At 73.3% G+C, this 17691-nt stretch carries 20 protein-coding genes; 9 read left to right on the forward strand and 11 right to left on the reverse strand.

All coding sequences use genetic code 11. The features are described 5' to 3' along the window. Positions 1-129 precede the first annotated feature (129 nt). Both QMF98_RS08440 and QMF98_RS08445 read left to right on the forward strand, forming a co-directional pair. Complete coding sequence (locus QMF98_RS08440; RefSeq protein WP_348773405.1) at positions 130-1113, forward strand: zinc-dependent alcohol dehydrogenase family protein; 984 nt, start codon at positions 130-132, stop codon at positions 1111-1113. Next, entirely contained in the window at positions 1110-2723 is a 1614-nt protein-coding gene (locus QMF98_RS08445; protein ID WP_337975519.1) for a CYTH and CHAD domain-containing protein, read from the forward strand. The genes QMF98_RS08440 and QMF98_RS08445 overlap by 4 nt, the downstream gene beginning before the upstream one ends. A gap of 22 nt (positions 2724-2745) precedes the next feature. Here the strand turns inward: QMF98_RS08445 and QMF98_RS08450 are convergent, their stop codons facing one another. Genes QMF98_RS08450 through QMF98_RS08460 form a run of 3 tightly spaced genes read right to left on the reverse strand, consistent with a single transcriptional unit; the run spans position 2746 to position 5493 of the window. Beyond that, positions 2746-3510, reverse strand: a complete 765-nt coding sequence (locus QMF98_RS08450) for an amino acid ABC transporter ATP-binding protein (protein WP_337975583.1) — start codon at positions 3508-3510, stop codon at positions 2746-2748. 26 nt (positions 3511-3536) lie between these two features. Beyond that, on the reverse strand, positions 3537-4553 hold the full coding sequence (locus tag QMF98_RS08455) for an amino acid ABC transporter permease (protein WP_337975520.1): 1017 nt from the start codon (positions 4551-4553) through the stop codon (positions 3537-3539). Between the two features lie 10 nt (positions 4554-4563). After that, positions 4564-5493: an ABC transporter substrate-binding protein gene (locus QMF98_RS08460; protein ID WP_263730623.1), complete on the reverse strand. Its 930-nt coding sequence runs from the start codon at positions 5491-5493 to the stop codon at positions 4564-4566. Between the two features lie 160 nt (positions 5494-5653). Here QMF98_RS08460 and purT point away from each other — a divergent pair, with 160 nt between their 5' ends. The 3 genes from purT to QMF98_RS08475 all read left to right on the forward strand — a co-directional run bounded on the left by purT (position 5654) and on the right by QMF98_RS08475 (position 8429). After that, positions 5654-6937, forward strand: a complete 1284-nt coding sequence (gene purT, locus QMF98_RS08465; protein WP_337975521.1) for a formate-dependent phosphoribosylglycinamide formyltransferase — start codon at positions 5654-5656, stop codon at positions 6935-6937. Positions 6938-7065: 128 nt separating this feature from the next. Continuing rightward, the gene (locus QMF98_RS08470) at positions 7066-7335 is read left to right on the forward strand and encodes a DUF7218 family protein (RefSeq protein WP_337975584.1); all 270 of its coding nucleotides are present in this window, start codon (positions 7066-7068) and stop codon (positions 7333-7335) included. A 146-nt stretch (positions 7336-7481) separates the two neighbouring features. Next, complete coding sequence (locus QMF98_RS08475) at positions 7482-8429, forward strand: DMT family transporter (RefSeq protein WP_337975522.1); 948 nt, start codon at positions 7482-7484, stop codon at positions 8427-8429. Between the two features lie 3 nt (positions 8430-8432). On the opposite strand, the gene nhaA is transcribed toward QMF98_RS08475, so the two are convergent. The 7 genes from nhaA to sqr form a co-directional block, all read right to left on the reverse strand. Beyond that, positions 8433-10289, reverse strand: coding sequence for a Na+/H+ antiporter NhaA (gene nhaA, locus QMF98_RS08480; RefSeq protein ID WP_337975523.1), 1857 nt, complete (start codon positions 10287-10289; stop codon positions 8433-8435). 148 nt (positions 10290-10437) lie between these two features. Next, complete coding sequence (locus QMF98_RS08485) at positions 10438-11154, reverse strand: cupredoxin domain-containing protein (RefSeq protein WP_337972670.1); 717 nt, start codon at positions 11152-11154, stop codon at positions 10438-10440. A gap of 10 nt (positions 11155-11164) precedes the next feature. After that, entirely contained in the window at positions 11165-11971 is an 807-nt protein-coding gene (locus QMF98_RS08490) for a hypothetical protein (RefSeq protein WP_337972671.1), read from the reverse strand. 9 nt (positions 11972-11980) lie between these two features. Beyond that, positions 11981-12709 (reverse strand): hypothetical protein, encoded by a 729-nt coding sequence (locus tag QMF98_RS08495; protein WP_337972672.1) that lies wholly within the window; start codon positions 12707-12709, stop codon positions 11981-11983. Positions 12710-12840: 131 nt separating this feature from the next. Further along, complete coding sequence (locus tag QMF98_RS08500) at positions 12841-13368, reverse strand: DsrE/DsrF/DrsH-like family protein (RefSeq protein WP_337972673.1); 528 nt, start codon at positions 13366-13368, stop codon at positions 12841-12843. Further along, positions 13368-13682, reverse strand: a complete 315-nt coding sequence (locus QMF98_RS08505) for a TusE/DsrC/DsvC family sulfur relay protein (protein WP_337972674.1) — start codon at positions 13680-13682, stop codon at positions 13368-13370. Before QMF98_RS08505 ends, QMF98_RS08500 begins: the two co-directional genes overlap by 1 nt. A 72-nt stretch (positions 13683-13754) precedes the next feature. After that, positions 13755-14981, reverse strand: coding sequence for a type III sulfide quinone reductase, selenoprotein subtype (gene sqr, locus QMF98_RS08510; protein WP_337972675.1), 1227 nt, complete (start codon positions 14979-14981; stop codon positions 13755-13757). Between the two features lie 149 nt (positions 14982-15130). Here sqr and QMF98_RS08515 point away from each other — a divergent pair, with 149 nt between their 5' ends. The 4 genes from QMF98_RS08515 (at position 15131) to QMF98_RS08530 (ending at position 16588) form a co-directional block, all read left to right on the forward strand. Then, complete coding sequence (locus QMF98_RS08515) at positions 15131-15415, forward strand: metal-sensitive transcriptional regulator (protein WP_337972676.1); 285 nt, start codon at positions 15131-15133, stop codon at positions 15413-15415. A 151-nt stretch (positions 15416-15566) separates the two neighbouring features. Next, entirely contained in the window at positions 15567-15791 is a 225-nt protein-coding gene (locus QMF98_RS08520; RefSeq protein WP_337972677.1) for a DUF1918 domain-containing protein, read from the forward strand. A gap of 13 nt (positions 15792-15804) precedes the next feature. Next, on the forward strand, positions 15805-15993 hold the full coding sequence (locus QMF98_RS08525) for a hypothetical protein (RefSeq protein WP_337972678.1): 189 nt from the start codon (positions 15805-15807) through the stop codon (positions 15991-15993). A gap of 103 nt (positions 15994-16096) precedes the next feature. Next, on the forward strand, positions 16097-16588 hold the full coding sequence (locus QMF98_RS08530; protein ID WP_337972679.1) for a glycosyltransferase: 492 nt from the start codon (positions 16097-16099) through the stop codon (positions 16586-16588). A gap of 38 nt (positions 16589-16626) precedes the next feature. Here QMF98_RS08530 and QMF98_RS08535 read toward each other — a convergent pair whose 3' ends face one another. Continuing rightward, on the reverse strand, positions 16627-17691 hold the full coding sequence (locus QMF98_RS08535) for an SDR family oxidoreductase (protein ID WP_337972680.1): 1065 nt from the start codon (positions 17689-17691) through the stop codon (positions 16627-16629).

Raw genomic sequence — 17691 nt, forward strand, 5'->3', positions numbered from 1 at the left:
GCCGATCCGCGCGCTGCCCCCGGTGAGCGCGCCCGAGATCCTGTCCGCCGGTCTGGCGACGCGTGGCGGACGGGGGCAGGCTCGGAGCGTCGGCACTGGGAGCGGAGGCGCGACGTGCAGGCGTGGGTGGTGCAGCGACCAGGCCCGATGTCGTCCGGACCCCTGGTGCGTGCGACCGTGCCGGACCCGGAGCCCGGCGACGGGCAGCTGCGGGTCCGGGTCGAGGCCTGCGGCGTGTGCCGGACCGACCTGCACCTCGCCGAGGGCGATCTGGCGCCGCGCCGGCCGAGGACGGTCCCCGGCCACGAGGTGGTCGGTGTCGTCGACGCCCTCGGTCCCGGTACCCGTCGGTTCGCCGTCGGCGACCGCGTGGGCATCGCGTGGTTGCGGGCCACGTGCGGCCGGTGCCGCTGGTGCCGGTCCGGCCGCGAGAACCTCTGCCCGGACGCACGCTTCACCGGCTGGGACGCCGACGGCGGGTTCGCCTCGCACGCCCTGGTCGGCGAGGACTTCGCCTACCGGCTCCCGCGGGACGTGCCCGCACCGGACCTCGCGCCGCTGCTCTGCTCCGGGATCGTCGGCTACCGCGCCCTGCGCCGCGCCACGCTGCCACCCGGCGGACGCCTGGGCCTCTACGGGTTCGGCGCCTCGGCGCACCTGGTCGCGCAGCTGGCCCTCGCACAGGGCGCCGAGGTCCACGTGATGACGAGGTCGGAACCGGACCGCGAGCTCGCGCGGCAGCTCGGCGCGACCTCGGTGCAGGGCGCCGCCGACGCTGCTCCCGTGCCGCTGGACGCGGCGATCCTGTTCGCCCCGGTCGGCACGCTCGTCCCGCCCGCGCTCCGGGCGCTCGACCGCGGCGGCGTGCTGGTGCTCGCGGGCATCCATCTGAGCGACGTCCCCGGCCTGGTGTACGAGCGCGAGCTGTTCTACGAGAAGGAGGTCCGTTCCGTCACGGCGAACACCCGGGCCGACGGCGAGGAGCTGCTGCGTCTGGCGCACGCCCTCCGCATCCGGCCTCGCACCACGGTGCGACCCATGGACGAGGCGGCCGACGTGCTGGCCGATCTCGCGGCCGACCGGTACGCCGGCGCGGCGGTGCTGGTGCCGTGAACGCCGAGCGCCGCGCAGCGGACCGGCCGGCCGCCGACCGGTCCGCCGCCGACCGGCCCACCGCCAAGGCTGGCATGGTCCGGGAACCGACCGTGACCCGGGAGCTGGTGCTGACGGACGACGTCGACCTGCCGCACCTCGCCGAGCTGGTCCCGGGCGCGGTCCAGGAGGTGCGCGACGACGCCGTGACGTTCCGTCAGCTGCAGCACGACACCGCCGACCTGCGCCTGGCTCGTTGGGGCGCCGAGCTGCGGGTCCGGCTGGACGGCCCGGATGCAGGATGGCGGCTCACCCTGCCGCTCGGCGACGGTGCCGGGCTGGACGGGACGGCCCTGGACGTCGTCGTCCACGAGCTGGTGGACGGCGACTCCGGTGAGCATGCGCCGGTGGACCTGCTCGACCTGGTGACGGCTCTGGTGCGAGGGGCCGAGGTCCGGCCCGTCGCACGGCTGCGCACGACCCGTACCTCCGTGCACCTGCTGGACCCGGCCGGGGCGGAGCTCGCGGCGGTCCACGACGACCGCATCGTGGCGGAGGTGCGGGCGCGTGGCACCGACCGCCAGCGGCGGGTGCGGATCACGGCGTTCGGTCCGGCGGCGGACGCGGAGCGGGCGGTCACGCGCCTGGTCGACGCGGTCCAGGCGGTCGCCGGCGACGTCGAGCCCGACGACGTCCGGCCGGGCGGCGTGCCGACAGCCCACCTGCCCGAGGTCGTGGTCCCGCGCCGTCCCGGCCGCCACAGCACGGCTGGTGAGGTGCTGCGGTTCGCGATCGCCCTGCATGTACGGGCCTTCCTCGCGGCGGACGTGGGGGTCCGTCGGGACCGGCCCGACGCGGTGCACCAGCTCCGGGTGGCGGCACGGACCCTCCGCAGCGCGCTGCGGACGTTCACCCCGGTGTGCGAGAAGGCCTGGGCGACGGACCTGCGCGACGAGCTGGCCGTGGCGGCCGACGCCCTCGGAGCCGTCCGCGACACGGAGGTCCTGTACGACCGTCTGGAGCGGGACGTCCGGACGCTCGCCGCCGAGGATCGCGTGCGTGCGCTCCCCGCGCTCGACGCGCTGCTGCGACCGCGTCTGCTCGAGGCGCGCCGGGCTGCGCTGGAGGAGCTGCGCAGCGACCGCTACCTGCAGCTGCTGGTCGACCTCGTCGAGGCGGCCGGCCGCCCCCTCCTCGTGGACGCGGCCGACGACGAGGCCGCGGACGTCCTGCCCGCACTGGTGGTGCACGACTGGACGCGTCTGCGACACGCCGTGCGGACCCTGCGGAAGGAGCACCCGGACCCGCACGACCCGGCGTGGCACCGGGCCCGGATCCTGGCCAAACGTGCTCGCTACGGAGCGCAGGCCACCGCGCCGAGCCTCGGCGAGCGCGCGCGGCGGTGCGCCGAGGAGCTGTCCGGCGTGACGGACCTGCTCGGCGAGCTGCACGACGGCGTGGTCGCGGCGCAGGTGCTCCAGGACGCCGCGCACGCCGCCGACGGCGCCGCGGGCTTCGCGCTCGGACGCCTCCTGGCGGTGGAGGACGCGGCGGTCGACCGCGCTGCGGCCGAGTTCCTCGCACGCTGGCCGCGGGTCCGGCACCGGCTGGGACGCCGACCCGTCGGCTGATCAGAGCTGCCGGCAGAGGGGCTCAGAGCACGCGCGAGAGGAAGTCGCGCGTCCGCGCCTCGCGGGGGGCGCCCAGCACCTCGTCGGGCGTGCCCTGCTCGACGACGACGCCGTCGGCCATGAACACCACCTGGTCGGCGACCTCGCGGGCGAACCCGATCTCGTGCGTCACGACGATCATCGTCATGCCCGACCCGGCGAGGTCACGCATCACGGCGAGCACCTCGCCGACCAGCTCGGGGTCCAGGGCCGACGTCGGCTCGTCGAAGAGCATCAGCTCGGGGTCCATCGCCAGCGCCCGCGCGATCGCCACGCGCTGCTGCTGGCCACCGGACAGCTGTGCCGGGTAGTGCTCCATCCGGTCGTCGAGGCCGACCCGACGCAGCAGGTCCACCGCCCGCGTGCGCGCCTCGTCCTTGCTGCGCCGGAGGACCTGCACCTGCGCCTCGACGACGTTGCCGAGCGCCGTCATGTGCGGGAACAGGTTGAACCGCTGGAACACCATGCCGACCTCGGCACGCTGGTGCGCGATCGCCTTGGGGTGCAGCCGGTACAGCGTCGGCCGGCCGCCCCGCACGCCCTCGCGGTAGCCCATCAGCTCACCGTTGAGGATCACCCGGCCGGCGCCGATCTCCTCGAGCTGGTTGATGCACCGCAGCGCCGTCGACTTGCCGGATCCGGACGGCCCGAGCACCACGCAGACGGTGCCCTTGGGCACCACGAGGTCGATGCCGCGCAGCACGTGCGCGTCGCCGAACCACTTGTGCACGCCGCGCAGCTCGACCATCGGCACCGTGGCGTCGGTCGTCGTGCTCACTGGACACCCCCGGTGGTGTGCAGGCCGCCGCCCATCTCGTCCAGCGGGGTCGGCTCCGGCGTCGTGTGCGCGGCGTTGATGGCCGCCTGCCGTGCGGCCCGACCGCGGCGCGGTCCCTGCGGGCCGGCGTTCACCTTGTGCACGTCGAAGCCGCGGCCGTAGTACCGCTCCAGGTAGTACTGACCCACCATCAGGACGCTGGTGACCAGCAGGTACCAGAACGCCGCGACGATCAGCAGCGGCACCGGCTGGAAGATCCGGTTGCCGACGGCGCTCGTCGCGTAGTTCAGGTCGAGCGTGAACGGCACCGCCAGCACCAGCGACGTCGTCTTGAGCATGGAGATCGTCTCGTTGCCCGTCGGCGGCACGATCACGCGCATCGCCTGGGGCAGCACCACCCGGCGCAGGATGGTGCCCTCCTTCATACCGAGCGCCCGTGCGGCCTCGTGCTGACCGCGGTCGACGCTCTGCAGGCCGGCGCGGACGATCTCCGCGAGGTACGCCGCCTCGTTCAGGGCCAGGCCGAGCAGCGCACCTCGGAAGGCCGTGATGACGTCCTTGGTGGTGAAGCTCAACCACTCGGGGCCGAACGGCACCCCGAGCGAGATCTTCGGGTAGAGCACCGAGATCAGGCCCCAGAAGACCAGCTGGGTATAGATCGGGGTCCCGCGGAACACCCAGATGTAGAACCACGAGACGGCGCGGGTCACCGGGTTGTCCGAGCCCCGCATCACGGCGAGCAGCACCGCGAGGACGACGGCGATCACCATCGACCCGACGGTCAGCGCGAGCGTCCACAGCACGCCCTGCAGCACCGGGGTGGCGAACAGGTACTTGCCGACCGTCGGCCACGCGAACCGGGGGTTGGTGATCAGTCCGTGCACCGCCATCGCGGCGATCACCGCGACGACGACGGCGGCCACCCACCGGCCGGGGTAGCGCACGGGCACCGCGTGGATGCGCTCGGGCTCCCGGCCGGGGGTGGTCGCGTCGGACCCCGTGGGGCTGCTCACCGTCGCGGTCTCAGCTGACGGTCGGGTTGAGCTCGGCCGTCTTCACCGCGCCGGCCTGGTTGCCCCAGGCGGTGAGGATCTTGCCGTAGGTGCCGTCGTCGATCAGCTTCTGCACGGCCTTCTGGATCGCGGTGGTCAGGGCCGTGTCGTCCTTGGACACGACGATGCCCTGCGGCGCGCTCGAGAACACGTCGCCGAGCTGCTCGAGCTGGCCGTTGGTCTGCGCGATCGCGTACGCGATGATCGGCGAGTCCGCGTACATCAGGTCGGCCTTGCCGCCCACCAGCGCGGTTGTGACGTCGCTCTGCTTGGCGTACTTCAGCGGGTTCGGCGCCTTCTTGCCGTCCGCCTTGCACTTGTCGATCACGGCGTTGAACTCGTCGTCCTCGACCGTGCCCGTCTGGATGCCGACCGTCAGGCCGCACAGGTTGGTCGGGTCGACCTTGTTCGGGTTGCCCTTCTGCACCGCGTATGCCTCGCCGGCCTGGAAGTAGGCGATCATGTTCGCCTGCTTCTCGCGGTCCGCGTTGATGGTGAACGACGAGATGCCGACGTCGTACTTCGAGCCGATCGCCGGGATGATGCCGGTGAAGTCGGCCGACTGCACGGTCGTCTTCAGGCCGAGCACCGCGCCGATCGCCTTGGCGAGGTCGACGTCGTAGCCGACAGGCGTCTTGCCGTCCTCGGCGATGTACTCCGCGGGGGCGTACGAGGTGTCCGCACCGACCGTCAGCGTGCCCGCGCTCTTCACCTTGTCCGGCAGCAGCGCCGCCAGCGTGTCGTCCTTCTTCACCGACGACGGGTCGAAGGTCGCCGCGGCGCTCGCTCCGGCGGCCGAGCCCGAGGAGGAGGCGGCCGGCGTACCGCTGCCACCCCCGCAGGCGGTCAGGCTGAGGGTCACCGCGGCGACGGCGACGAGGGCGAGGGGCGTAGTACGCACGGAAGGCCTCCAGGCGGCTCGCATCCCGTCGGCAGGGCGCTGGCGGGAGTCGGCAGGATCAGGCACCGGAACTCGGTCGGCGCCCGGGGCGGAACTTAGCGGGCACATGTTACGGCGCCGTGTCGCACGGATGCGCTGCCGTCCGCGGGAGGATCGCACCATGACCCCCGCCTCGAGCCCGTCCGACGCCGCGCCCGCCCCCGGAGAACGCCTGACCGGGCTGCGTCCCGGCACCCTCGGGACGCCGGGGACGTCGACGGCCACCCGGGTGCTGCTGCTGGGGTCCGGCGAGCTCGGCAAGGAGGTGGCGATCGAGCTGGTGCGACTCGGCGTCGAGGTGGTCGCCGTCGACCGCTACGCCGCGGCCCCCGCGATGGCGGTCGCCGCACGGTCGCACGTCGTCGACATGCTCGACCCCGAGGCGCTGCGAGCGGTGCTGGCCGTCGAGCGACCCCACGTCGTCGTGCCCGAGATCGAGGCGATCGCCACGGCCGTGCTCGCCGAGGTCGAGGCGACCGGGGTGCGCGTGGTGCCGACGGCGCGGGCGACCCGGCTGACGATGGACCGTGAGGGCATCCGGCGCCTCGCCGCCGAGGAGCTCGGCCTGCCGACCTCCCCGTACCGGTTCACCGACTCGCTGGAGGGGTTGCGCGCGGCGGCCGGGGAGCTGGGGCTGCCCGTGGTGGTCAAGCCGGTGATGTCGTCGTCCGGGCACGGGCAGTCGCTGGTGCGGTCCCCCGACGCGCTCGAGGAGGCCTGGCGGGTCGCGCGGACCGGAGGACGCGCCGCTGCGGCAGACGACGACGCGCCGGTCCGGGTGATCGTCGAGGGCTTCGTGCCGTTCGACACCGAGATCACGCTGCTCACCGTGCGGCACGTCGACGGCGTGACGTTCTGCGACCCGGTCGGGCACACCCAGGTCGACGGCGACTACCGCGAGTCGTGGCAGCCGGCGGCCCTGGACCCCCAGGTGCTGGCGGAGGCGCGGCGCATCGCCGAGCAGGTCACGGGGGCGCTCGGTGGCTTCGGCCTGTTCGGTGTCGAGCTGTTCGTCGTCGGCGACCGCGTGCTCTTCTCCGAGGTGTCCCCGCGCCCGCACGACACCGGGTTGGTCACCTTGGTGTCGCAGGACGTGTCGGAGTTCGGCCTGCACGCACGTGCGGTGCTCGGTCTGCCCGCGCCCGAGCCGCTGCGCCTGGGGGCCGGTTCCGACCAAGCGGCAGCCGCCTCCTGCGCTGTCCTGGCGTCGGGCGACGGCGTCCCGGTGTTCACGGGTGTCGACGAGGCGCTGCGGGTGCCGACGGCCCAGGTGCGCCTGTTCGGCAAGCCGGTGGTGCACGGGCACCGGCGCGTCGCGGTCGCGCTGGCGCGCGGCACCGACGTGGCGCAGGCGCGCGAGCGGGCGCGCGCGGCGGCGGAGGCGCTACGCGTCGAGCTGCACTGACGCGGGGGCGGGGCGGCGACCGGATGCGGTCGCCGGACCACCGCGTGACAGTGGAGGAGCGCTCGGCCGAGCGCATCGGTGCGCACGCGCACCCGCCGGGTGCGCTGCCGGAGGAGAGGACGGCCACCATGCCTGGACGCCACCCCGGACCCAGCGTGAAGGACAAGGAGCTGTACGAGAAGCTCCGCGACGAGGGCAGCTCGAAGGAGAAGAGCGCGCGGATCGCGAACGCGGCGGCCGCCACCTCCCGTTCCGCGGTCGGCCGCAAGGGCGGCCGCAGCGAGCAGTACGAGGAGTGGTCGGTGGACGAGCTGCGCAAGAGGGCCGCGCAGATCGGCATCGCGGGCAGGTCCCACATGCGGAAGGCCCAGCTGGTCGACGCGCTCCGGCACCACTGAGGCCGGCGCAACCGGGCGCCGCCTCGCGGGCGGCGTCGCAGGTGTCGGTTACCCTCTCCCGGCGGGACGGTCCGCGCTGACGACTCCGGCGGACGGCACCCTGTCGCACCCCGCCGGCCGGCCTGGTCGGACGAGGGGAGTGGGACATGCTGCTCGCTGCGCTGCTCGGCGTGGCCGCCGGGGCGCTGCTGCCCGTTCAGACGGCGGTCAACACCCGGCTGTCGGCGTCGCTGCGCTCGACGTTCCTGGCGTCGCTGGTGTCCTTCGGCATCGGGACCGTCTTCCTCGCCGTCGTGGTCCTGGTGCTGCGGCCGTCCCTCGCCGTGGGTGCGACGCTGGCGCACCGGCCGTGGTGGATCTGGATCGGTGGCCTGTGCGGCGTCGTGTTCCTCACGCTGAACATGGTGCTGATGCGCCGGCTCGGCGCCTCGGTGACCGTGGTGCTGCCGGTGCTCGGTCAGGTGCTCGGCGGGCTGCTGATCGACCTGACGGGCGCGTTCGGCGTCGCGGTCAGGACGCTGACGGTCTGGCGGGTGCTCGGCACGCTGCTGGTGGTCGTCGGGGCGGTGCTGGTCAACCTGAGCCGCCGCCCGGGCCCGCGGACCGGCGCAGCGTCCGGGCCGGGCGCCGCCGCGTCGCGCGCCCTGCCGCTGCTCGCCGTGGCGGCGGTGCTCGCGGGGGGCCTGAGCGCGGTCCAGACCACCGTGAACGGTGAGCTGGGGAAGGCGCTCGGCTCGTCGATCGGCGCGTCCCTCGCGTCGTTCCTGGTCGGCGCCGTCGCGCTCGTCGTGCTGAACGCCGTGCTGGCGGCGCGGGGCCGCCTGGTCGGGGCCGGCGCGTGGGCCCGTCCGCCGTGGTGGGGCTGGAGCGGCGGGCTGCTCGGTGCGACCTTCGTCGCCGTCAACGCCCTCGACGCACCCCTGCTCGGGACGTCGCTGACCGTCAGCGTCGTGCTCCTGGGTCAGATCGTCGCCGGGCTCGTCGTCGACCACAGCGGCGCCCTGGGCGCGATGCGGCGACCCCTGACGGCGCCCCGGCTCGGCGGCGCCGTCCTGGTGCTGGCCGGGATCCTCGCCGTGCGGCTGGGCGGCTGACCGTCAGCCTGCGACCGGTGCGGTCGTGCCCGTCTCGTGGAGCGGGGCGCGGAGCGCCGTGACCAGGCTCGCCGCGTCGTAGGGGCCGACGTGCCGCTTGCCGTTGACGAAGAACGTCGGGGTGGACAGCAGGTCCATCAGGTCGGCGTCGTCCACGTCGTCCTGGACGCGTCGGGACACGTCGCCGTCCTCCAGGTCCCGGGCGAAGCGGTCGACGTCCATCCCGAGCTCGTCGGCGTAGGCGAGCAGGTCCTCGCGCTCCAGGTGGTCCTGCCGGGCGAACATCACCTGTGCGAGGTCGAGGAACCGACCCTGGCGGTCGGCTGCCTCCGCCGCCTCGGCCGCCTCGCGCGCATGGGGGTGCACCCGGACGAGCGGCAGGTGCCGCCACACCCACACAACGTCGTCGCCGAGCTCGGCGAGCACCTCGTCCACCGAGCCGGTGGCCCGGCTGCAGAAGGGGCACTCGAAGTCGCCGTACTCGACGATCACCATCGGGGCGTCGGGCCGGCCGCGGTAGTGGTCGCGCTGGGCGTCGAACGGCCGCAGCAGCGTCTTGCCCACGGCCACCGGCGGCGACCACCGGTCGACGACGGCGAGCAGCGCCCACCCGAGACCGGCCGCGAGCACGGAGGCCACCAGCACCCCGACACGTGCCTGGGCGGCAGCGACCGGGTCCGGGATCGCGATGTCGGCGATCAGCAGGGCGATGGTGAAGCCGATGCCCGAGAGGGCCGCGCCGCCCGCCACCCGGCGGAGGCGGAGGCCCGGTGCAAGGCGGCCCCAGCTGCTGCGGTCCACCAGCGCGGTCGCGCCGGTGATGCCGACCAGCTTGCCCACCACCAGGCCGAGCACCACGCCCCAGAAGAGCGGGGCGCGCAGCGCGCCGCGCAACGTCCCGGCGTCCAGGGGCACCCCGGCGTTGGACAGCGCGAAGACGGGCAGGACGACGAACGACACAAAGGGTGCGACGGCGACCTGCAGCCGTTCGTTGATGGAGATCGACTCCCGCAGGCCGCGGGTCGCGGCGGCGGCGTAGCGGGGGTTCGGCGACTGCCGGAAGGCGCGGGTCAGGGCCTCGACGTTCTCCACGTCGCGCCGTCGCGGCGCGAACACGGGGATGAGCAGCGCGACCGCCACGCCGGTCAGCGTCGGGTGCACCCCGGCCGCGTGCAGCGCGAACCACAGCACCACGGCGAGCGCGCCGTAGACCGGCCCTCGGCCGGACGGCAGGAACCGTACCAGCGCGATGAGCCCGACCGTGAGGGCCGCGACCAGCAGCGCACCGAGCCGCAGGTGGGCCGTGTAGAAGAGCGCGATCACCGTCAGCGCGCCCACGTCGTCGACCACCGCCATGGTCAGCAGGAACACCCGCAGCCGCGCGGGGTGCCGGGGGCGGATCAGGGCCAGCGCGCCGATCAGGAAGGCCGTGTCGGTGGAGATCACCACGCCCCACGCGTGGGCGTCGCCCGACCGGCCGGCCACCAGCAGGAAGATCAGCGCCGGTACGGCGAGGCCGCCGAGCGCGGCCGCCGCGGGGACGACGGCGCGCGCACGCTCCGACAGCTGCCCGATGGTGACCTCGTCCTTGACCTCGAGGCCGACGGCGAAGAAGAAGACCGCCATCAGGGCGTCGTTCACCACCGAGTGGAGGGTGAGCTGGATCGAGGCCGACCCGAGCGACAGGCCCACGGGGGTTCCCCAGAAGGCGCCGTAGCTGTGCCCGACCGGGGAGTTGACCCACGCGACCGCCGCGACGGTCGCGGCGACGAGCAGGGCAGCCGACGCGCGGTCCCGGTCCATCCGCGGCGCGCGTGGCGTGGGCGGTGGCGCGCTGGTCAGCTGCAGGTCCGTGCTCATGGGGCCTCCCGTCGACCGTGGGCGTCTGGTCGTGCCAACTCCAGGCACCCGGTCGATCTTCCCCGTCCGTGGTCAGCGCCGACAGGCCCACGGACGAGGGCGCCGGGCGGTCGCGTCGCCCCGGCGCCCTCGCCGTGCTCCGCGGCGCTCAGGACGCCGCGGCAGCCATGCGGGACTCGTCGTCCTCGTCGCCCTTGCCCGCCGGCGGCAGCAGGTCCACGTCCGTCACGGACACCCCGGGCCCACGGGTGACCACGAAGAACACCGTCTGCCCGACGACGAGGTCCACCTCGGCCGGTGCGGCCACGGCATCGGTGATGGTGACGAGCGTGCCGGCCGACAGCCGGGACTGCCACGCCTCCACGTCCTTGGCGGATCCGAGCCGCGGCTGACGCACCCGCACCGTCCCCCGCAGCCCGGAGCCGTAGGCGTCGCCCCACTCGTGCGTACCGGCGGCGGTGAACGCGTGCGAGAAGCCCGACTCGTTCACCAGCCGGTCGCTGCCGAAGAACTCCTTCTCGCCGGCGATCGCGAACGGCCACGAGGCGTCGGTGCCGTGCCACATGACCATGTCGCCGGTCCGGATGCGGACGGTCGGCTGGTCCACGACGAAGCGCGTGCCCTCGCGGCGGACCGTGAGCACCGTCTGCGCCATCGCGCCGGCCTCGCCCTCCTCGACCTGCACCGTGAAGGGCGCCGCCGCCGAACCGCGGTGCAACGACCGCACCGCGTCGACGGGCGCCGCCTTCGCCGGGTGCGCACCAGCGGCGACCACCCCGTACCGGTACGTGCCCGGCCTCATGAACCGTTGCGCGTAGCTGTCGGTGAACCGCAGCACGCGGCTGTCCAGCTGGTCCGTGATCATCTCGCCCTCCTCACGCGCTGATGTCCGCGGAGAGCACCAGCTCGTCCTCGGGCGGGTTGTGCTGGACCTCGGCAGCGATCGTGTCGAGGGTGATGGTCACCGCCGGGTCGTTGGCGCCGGCCGCCGGCAGGACCGTGAACAGCTGCGGCTGCGCGTACACCGGGAACCGCGTGCCGCTGATGAACGGCGTGAGGATCGGGCCCAGCAGGCCCGTCAGCCCCGCGACCCCGATGGCGGCGACCACCGCGGCGACGAGCACCGCGAGGAACGGCCCGATCAGCGGCACCCACGCGACGGCTGCTGCTACCGCGGCACCCACCACGGCGAGCATCGCGGCCGTCGTCAGGCCGAACTGCAGGTTGGGCACCCCCTGCACCACGCCCTCGACCTTCCACGTCCCGGCAACCAGGGTGACGGCGATGCCGAGGTCGACCGTGGTCTTGACGTAGTCGGAGAGGTCGATCGGCACGGTGACCGTGGGCCAGACGATGTCGATCTTCGGGGTGCACACGTCCCCGACGCACGGGATGTGCACGCACACCTGCGGGATGTGGATGTCCGGCAGGAAGTCGCCGATGTCCAGCGACAACGACAGGTGCAGGTGCCAGTCCATCCGGAGGTCGGCGACGCGGATCGTCCCTGGCGGGATCAGGTCCACGGTGCCGGGGGAGGACAGCGTGGCGGTGGCGCTGTACGCCGCCGTGAACGGGCCGAACGAGCTGCTGCCGGAGGACGACTGGGGCGGCAGCCCGGCGGCGAGCGTGGTGAAGATCGTGGTGGCCGCGCCTTCGTCGATCGCGGCGATGATCTCGGGCATCGGTTCCTCCTAGAGGCTTCCGCGGGCCAGCACGGCGTCCGCCTCGATCAGCGGGCCCTGCGCCGGTGTCAGGGTGAAGGCGCCGACCCGGATGGCCGACAGCGGGACGGCGAGCGTGGCCAGCACCGCGCGCAGCACGGTGCCGAGCAGGCACTCCAGCACGGACTCGAGCGAGTCCGGGGTGACGTCGACCAGCTCGATCGCGTCCAGCGCGAAGCCGACCGCGGGCTCACCGCCCGACGAGGTGGGCACGAGGTGGCCGATGGCCGCGACGCCCAGCTCCGTGCACATCGGGTTGCGCGCCTTGCCGCGGGACTCGTCCCACCGCTCCCGCTCGGCCTTGGCCGCCTCGCGGGCAGCGCGCTCGTCGGCGCCCTGCGCACGCTCCCCGTGCGTCGGGTCGCCCTTGCCGCCGCGACTGGTGCAGTCGACGCACAGCTGCACGGTGGTCGTCAGCGAGAACTCACCCGGGCCGAGGGTCAGCTCCGGCGGGAGCGGGTCCTCCTGCTTGTACAGGTCCAGGTGAGGCGTGGTGAAGCGGACGTGCCAGTCGATGCCGCCCGTGCCCGGGAACGGGATCGCCGCCATGGCGGTGTCGAACCGGGTGGACACGGGGGTGAACGCCGGCGACCCGTACGACAGCAGGTGCGGTCGTGCGGTGGTCAGCGCTGTGACCAGGTCGTTCAGGGCCGACTCGTGTGCGGAGACGAAGACGGCCCACCCTTCGGTGAGACTCATGGTGCCCCTCCTTCTCGCGGTCCGGCTGGTCCGCGACACGAAGGAGGAGGGCGCTCGACACCGGCCAGATACGCCGCTGCCGGTGCCACCGCGGTCGGCGGCACCGGCAGGGCGTCCCCCCGGACCAGAGCTCAGATGAAGAGCAGCTGCGCGCCTTCCGTCATCTCGATGAAGTCCGAGGCGCTGATGATCGCCTGCACGTCGTCGCGCAGGTCCTCCTTGTCGACGTGGAACATGTCCGCCGACATCCGGCAGGCCCACAACCGGCCGCCGGAGGCGACGATCTGGTCGAGGAACTCCGGGACCGTCGGCACGCCGATGTCGGCGATCGACTTCTTCAGCATCCGGGTGGCCAGCGCCGTCATGCCGGGCGCGGGGGCCAGCGACTGCGGCATCCGCAGGTTGCCCACCGGCAGCCGCATCGCGGCGTTCCCGGCCGGGCTGAACGCCATGTCGTCCGCGCGCTCCGTCATGATCATGTCGAAGCCCCAGAACGTGAAGAAGAGGTCGACCTGGACGCCCTCGCCGAGCGCGGCGTTGCCGAGGATCAGCCCGGGGTACGCCATGTCGAGGTTGCCCTTGGAGCAGATGATCGCCAGCTTGCGGCCGGTGGGCTCGTCGGACCCGAAGTCCGGAGCGATGAAGGACTCCTCGGACATCACACGCATCCCTTCGGCTTGGGCAGGCCGGCGATGTACGCCATCTTCTTGCCGGGCTTGGCGGGGAACAGGGCGAACTGCTCCTTGACGGGGATACCGCCCACGGCCTGGACGCGGCGGGTGGTGGCGGTCTCCTTCTGCTCGAGGAAGTCCTTGCGCAGGAAGCGCACCACCTCCAGGTGGCGTTCGGTGAGCTCGATGCCGATGGCCTTGGCCAGGACGGGGGCGAGCGACTCGTCCCACTCGTCGTACTCGGTGAGGAAGCCTTCCGCGTCGACGTGCACCTGACGGCCGGCGATGGTCGTGACGGGCACGGTGTCTCCCTTCTCTTCGGTGGTGCAGGGTGGTGGCCGGGCCCCGGTCGGGGAGATCCGGGACCCGGGGCGTCAGGCGGCGTGCTTGCCGAGCATCGACATCCGCGAGCTGATGGGCAGCGGCCGGTCGGGGAGCAGGAAGTACCAGTAGAGGTAGCGGAAGCCGAGCTTCCCCCAGTGGTTCAGCCGGCTCTCCTTCAGCAGCGGGAGGCCGATGCGCGGCAGCGGGTACGTGCCCGGCAGCGGTTCCACCTCGTAGTTGAAGTCGATCAGCAGCGCCTTGCCGTCACCGCTCTCGATGAAGCAGTTCGAGTGCCCGTCGAACGACGCCGACGGCGCCCGTCCGGCGATCGCGTCCGACACGTTGGTCACCAGGACCGGCATGGAGAAGTGCGCGACCGACCCGGCCTTGGAGGTGGGGAGGTTCGCGGCGTCCCCGACGGCCCAGACGTTCGGGTGGTCGACCGCCTGGAGGGTGTGCGGGTCCACCCGGACGTGGTTGAGCTCGTCACCGAGGCCCGCGCGGGCCACGAAGTCGGCACCCATGTTCACGGGGACCGCGACGAGCAGGTCGAAGTCGACCTCACGCTCGTCGTAGGACACGATGCGCCCGGCGTCGGCGTCGACGTGCTCCAGCAGGAAGTCCGCCTCCATCGAGATGCCCCGGTCACCGAGCATCCCCCCGAGGCGCTTGGAGCAGACCTCCTTGGTGAAGGCGCCGTCCAAAGGCGTGACGTACACCAGCTCGGTGGCGTCGCGCAGGCCGCGCGCACGCAGGAAGGCGTCCGCCAGGAAGGTGAACTCGAGCGGCGCGACGGGGCACTTGATCGGGTTGTCGGCGATGTCGACCACCAGCCGGCCGCCCTGGAAGCGGGCGAGCGCCTCCCGCAGGGCGATCGACCCATCGAGCGTGTAGAACTCGTGCACCCCGCGGGCGAGACCGGCACCGTCGAGCATCCCGGGCGTCTGGTCCGGGCGCGGCGTCGTGCCCGTGGCGATCACCAGCTGGTCGTAGGAGAGCTCGCTCCCGTCCACCAGGCGCACCTTCGCGGCCGCCGTGTCGACGGAGTCGACCTCGCCCGTCACCACGTCCACGCCGCGGGGGAGCACCGCGCGACGGGACCGGACCAGCTGCGACTCGCGGTAGGTGCCGAACGGCAGGAGCAGCTGTCCGGGCTGGTAGACGTGCCGGTCGTCGACGTCCACCACGGTGATGCGATGACCCTGGTCGAGGTGGTGCCGCAGACCCGCTGCCGCCATGGTCCCGGCGGTACCGGCACCGAGGATGAGAACGTGCATCGGTGAGCCCCTTCTCACGGCGCGCCGTCCTCGTCGACGGCGTCCTGAAGTCGACGTTAGGCGTCGTGGCGGGGGGCGCCTGGGCCCAAGGGCCCGGTTACCCCTGGGGGTACCATCGGACCAGGCACGACGTAGGAGAGGATGGCCTCATGCAGCTCGATGTCGACCAGCTGGGGACAGCGATCCACCGGCTCAAGCGCGCCCAGGGCCAGATCGGTGCGGTCGTCCGGATGATCGAGGAGGGCCGGGACTGCGAGGACGTCGTCACGCAGCTCGCCGCCGTCAGCCGGGCCCTCGACCGGGCCGGTTTCGCCATCATCGCCACCGGGATGAAGCAGTGCCTGACCCCCGCCGCCGACGGTGCGCAGGACGAGGACGCCACGGAGCAGCTGGACGTGGCAAAGCTGGAGCGGCTCTTCCTCTCGCTCGCCTGACCGGACGCGCCTGAGCGGACCGGCCAGGCCCGGACCGCAGCAACCGACGCGCCAGCGGGTCTGGACTCGGCGGCGTCCCGCTGATGCCGTCGGGCCCTGGCGGGCCGCCGCGCACCCGCCTACGGTGAGCGGTGAGGGCGAGGTGAGTGGGATGCATGCATCCGTCGGTGACAGCGTCGTCGTCCACGGTCGCACGGTCGGCAGCCACGACCGCAAGGGCGAGATCCTCGAGGTGCACGGCCCGGGCGGGACCGAGCCGTTCCTGGTCCGGTTCGACGACGGGCACGAGGCGTTGATCTTCCCGGGGCCCGACCTGTCGCTCGTGCACCACGAGCACGGCCAGCCGCCGCGCGCGGATCTCGCCACCAGCTCCTGACCGGGGGACGGCGATGGCAGGCAACCGCGGCGCCACTGTGAGCGGTGGCGGCGGGGCCGTCTACGGCCTCGGCATGGTCGGCGCGCTCGTGTGGTTCTGGCAGCAGGTCGACGGGTTCTGGCCGCACGTGGTGGGCATCCTCAAGGCCATCGCGTGGCCGGCGTTCCTCGTGTACCAGGCGTTCGCCGCGCTGCAGCACTGAGGGTCGCTGCGCTCGCCCCGCGAGGCGGGGCCGGCTCGTCCAGGGTGGTGGTCATGCCCAGCCAGCCCCGCCGCGTCGTCGAGGACCCCGCGTCATCGTTGTGGTGGACAGCAGGGACCGGCGTGCCGACCTCCTCGCCACCCTCGGGCTGCACCGTGCGCCCGTGATCCTGGTCCACAACGGCTCGTCGGACGGGACGCCGGACGCCGTGCGCCGCGCGCACCCGGACGTCGAGGTGGTCGAGGCCGGCCGCAACTTCGCTGCCGCGGGCCGCAACGTCGGCGTGCAGCGGGCTCGCACGCCCTTCGTCGCCTTCGCCGACGACGACTCGCGGTGGGAGCCGGGCGCGCTGCACGCGACCGCCGAGCTGTTGGGCGCCCACCCCGAGGTCGCGGTGGTGCAGGTGGACCTCCTGGTGGGCGAGGAGAACCGCCGCGACCCGTTCTGCGACGAGCTCGCCCGCTCGCCGCTGCCCCGCGACGGCGCAGCCGCGATCCCCGTCCTCGGGTTCATGGCCTGTGCGGCGATGGTGCGGCGGGAGGACTTCCTCACGTCCGGCGGCTCCACCTCGCCGAGGGTGAGCCGCCGGACGTAGCGCACGCGGCCGACATGGTGGCCGGAACGCGGCCTGCGTCAGGAGCCGCGACGGGAGGCAGCGGCGAGGACGACGGCGCCCGCCACCGCGGCAGCACCGGCCAGCACGCCCTTGTGCAACGTCGCCCAGACCTGGGCGCTCGAGTCCTTGGAGCGGCCGTCGAAGTCACCGTGCGCTCCGTGGTCACCGGGCACCGGCTCGTACAGGTTGACGCCGAGCGGGGGCGTGGTGTCGGTGGTCGTCTGCTGCGCGTCGTAGCCCGTCCGGGCGAGGTACCGATCGAGGAGCGGGGCGATCACCCGGTTGCCGAGGATCGTGCCGACCGTCGGGTAGCCCACCCAGGTGGTGCGGCTCGGGTGCAGCGCGACGCGGGCCACCGCCTCGGCTCCGACCTCAGGTTGGTAGATCGGCGGCACGGGCTGGGAGTGGTGGGGGAGCAGGTTCTTCAGCCAGCTGAACTGGACGGTGTTCAGCGCCGGCATGTGCACCATGCACACCGTGATGCCGCTCTTGCGGTGCAGCAGCTCGGTGATCACCGACTCCGTGAAGCCGACCATCGCGTGCTTGGCCCCGCAGTACGCGGACTGCAGCGGGATGCCGCGGAACGCCAGGGCGCTGCCGACCTGGACGATCACGCCGCTGTCCCGCGCGCCCATGTGCCGCAGCGCCGCTCGGGTCCCGTTCACCACCCCGAGGTACGTCACTGCGGTGACGCGTTCGAAGTCGTCGGGCGCGACGTCGACGAACTGGCCGAACACGCCCGTCATCGCGTTGTTCACCCAGAGGGTGATCGGACCGAGCGTCTGCTCGACCCGCTCGGCCGCTCGGTCGACGTCCTCGTGCGCCGCGACGTCGGTGGGCACGCCGAGGGATCGCCGGCCGGCCGCTGCGACGTCGGCCACCGCTCCGGCCAGGCCGTCCTCACCCCGGGCGAGCACGGCGACGTCCCACCCCTCCGCGGCCAGCGCTCGGACGATCGCACGGCCGAGACCGGCCGAGCCGCCTGTGACGACCGCGACGCCGCGCGCCCCGGGCACCCCGTCGAGCGCCTGCAGCCGCCCCTCTCCCCGCGACTGTGGTGCGTGCTGGGTCGTTCCTTCCAT

Origin of the sequence: Cellulomonas sp. NTE-D12, from assembly GCF_027923705.1 — a bacterium.
Taxonomy (GTDB): domain Bacteria; phylum Actinomycetota; class Actinomycetes; order Actinomycetales; family Cellulomonadaceae; genus Cellulomonas.

Coding starts and splice junctions, on each gene's coding strand:
- QMF98_RS08500 (WP_337972673.1), bottom strand. CDS start 13,368: ATGTCCGAGGAGTCCTTCATCGCTCCGGACTTCGGGTCCGACGAGCCC.
- QMF98_RS08525 (WP_337972678.1), top strand. CDS start 15,805: ATGGCAGGCAACCGCGGCGCCACTGTGAGCGGTGGCGGCGGGGCCGTC.
- QMF98_RS08535 (WP_337972680.1), bottom strand. CDS start 17,691: ATGGAAGGAACGACCCAGCACGCACCACAGTCGCGGGGAGAGGGGCGG.
- QMF98_RS08515 (WP_337972676.1), top strand. CDS start 15,131: ATGCAGCTCGATGTCGACCAGCTGGGGACAGCGATCCACCGGCTCAAG.
- QMF98_RS08450 (WP_337975583.1), bottom strand. CDS start 3,510: ATGGTCGAGCTGCGCGGCGTGCACAAGTGGTTCGGCGACGCGCACGTG.
- QMF98_RS08490 (WP_337972671.1), bottom strand. CDS start 11,971: ATGCCCGAGATCATCGCCGCGATCGACGAAGGCGCGGCCACCACGATC.
- purT (WP_337975521.1), top strand. CDS start 5,654: ATGACCCCCGCCTCGAGCCCGTCCGACGCCGCGCCCGCCCCCGGAGAA.
- sqr (WP_337972675.1), bottom strand. CDS start 14,981: ATGCACGTTCTCATCCTCGGTGCCGGTACCGCCGGGACCATGGCGGCA.
- QMF98_RS08520 (WP_337972677.1), top strand. CDS start 15,567: ATGCATGCATCCGTCGGTGACAGCGTCGTCGTCCACGGTCGCACGGTC.
- QMF98_RS08495 (WP_337972672.1), bottom strand. CDS start 12,709: ATGAGTCTCACCGAAGGGTGGGCCGTCTTCGTCTCCGCACACGAGTCG.
- nhaA (WP_337975523.1), bottom strand. CDS start 10,289: ATGAGCACGGACCTGCAGCTGACCAGCGCGCCACCGCCCACGCCACGC.
- QMF98_RS08470 (WP_337975584.1), top strand. CDS start 7,066: ATGCCTGGACGCCACCCCGGACCCAGCGTGAAGGACAAGGAGCTGTAC.
- QMF98_RS08475 (WP_337975522.1), top strand. CDS start 7,482: ATGCTGCTCGCTGCGCTGCTCGGCGTGGCCGCCGGGGCGCTGCTGCCC.
- QMF98_RS08485 (WP_337972670.1), bottom strand. CDS start 11,154: ATGATCACGGACCAGCTGGACAGCCGCGTGCTGCGGTTCACCGACAGC.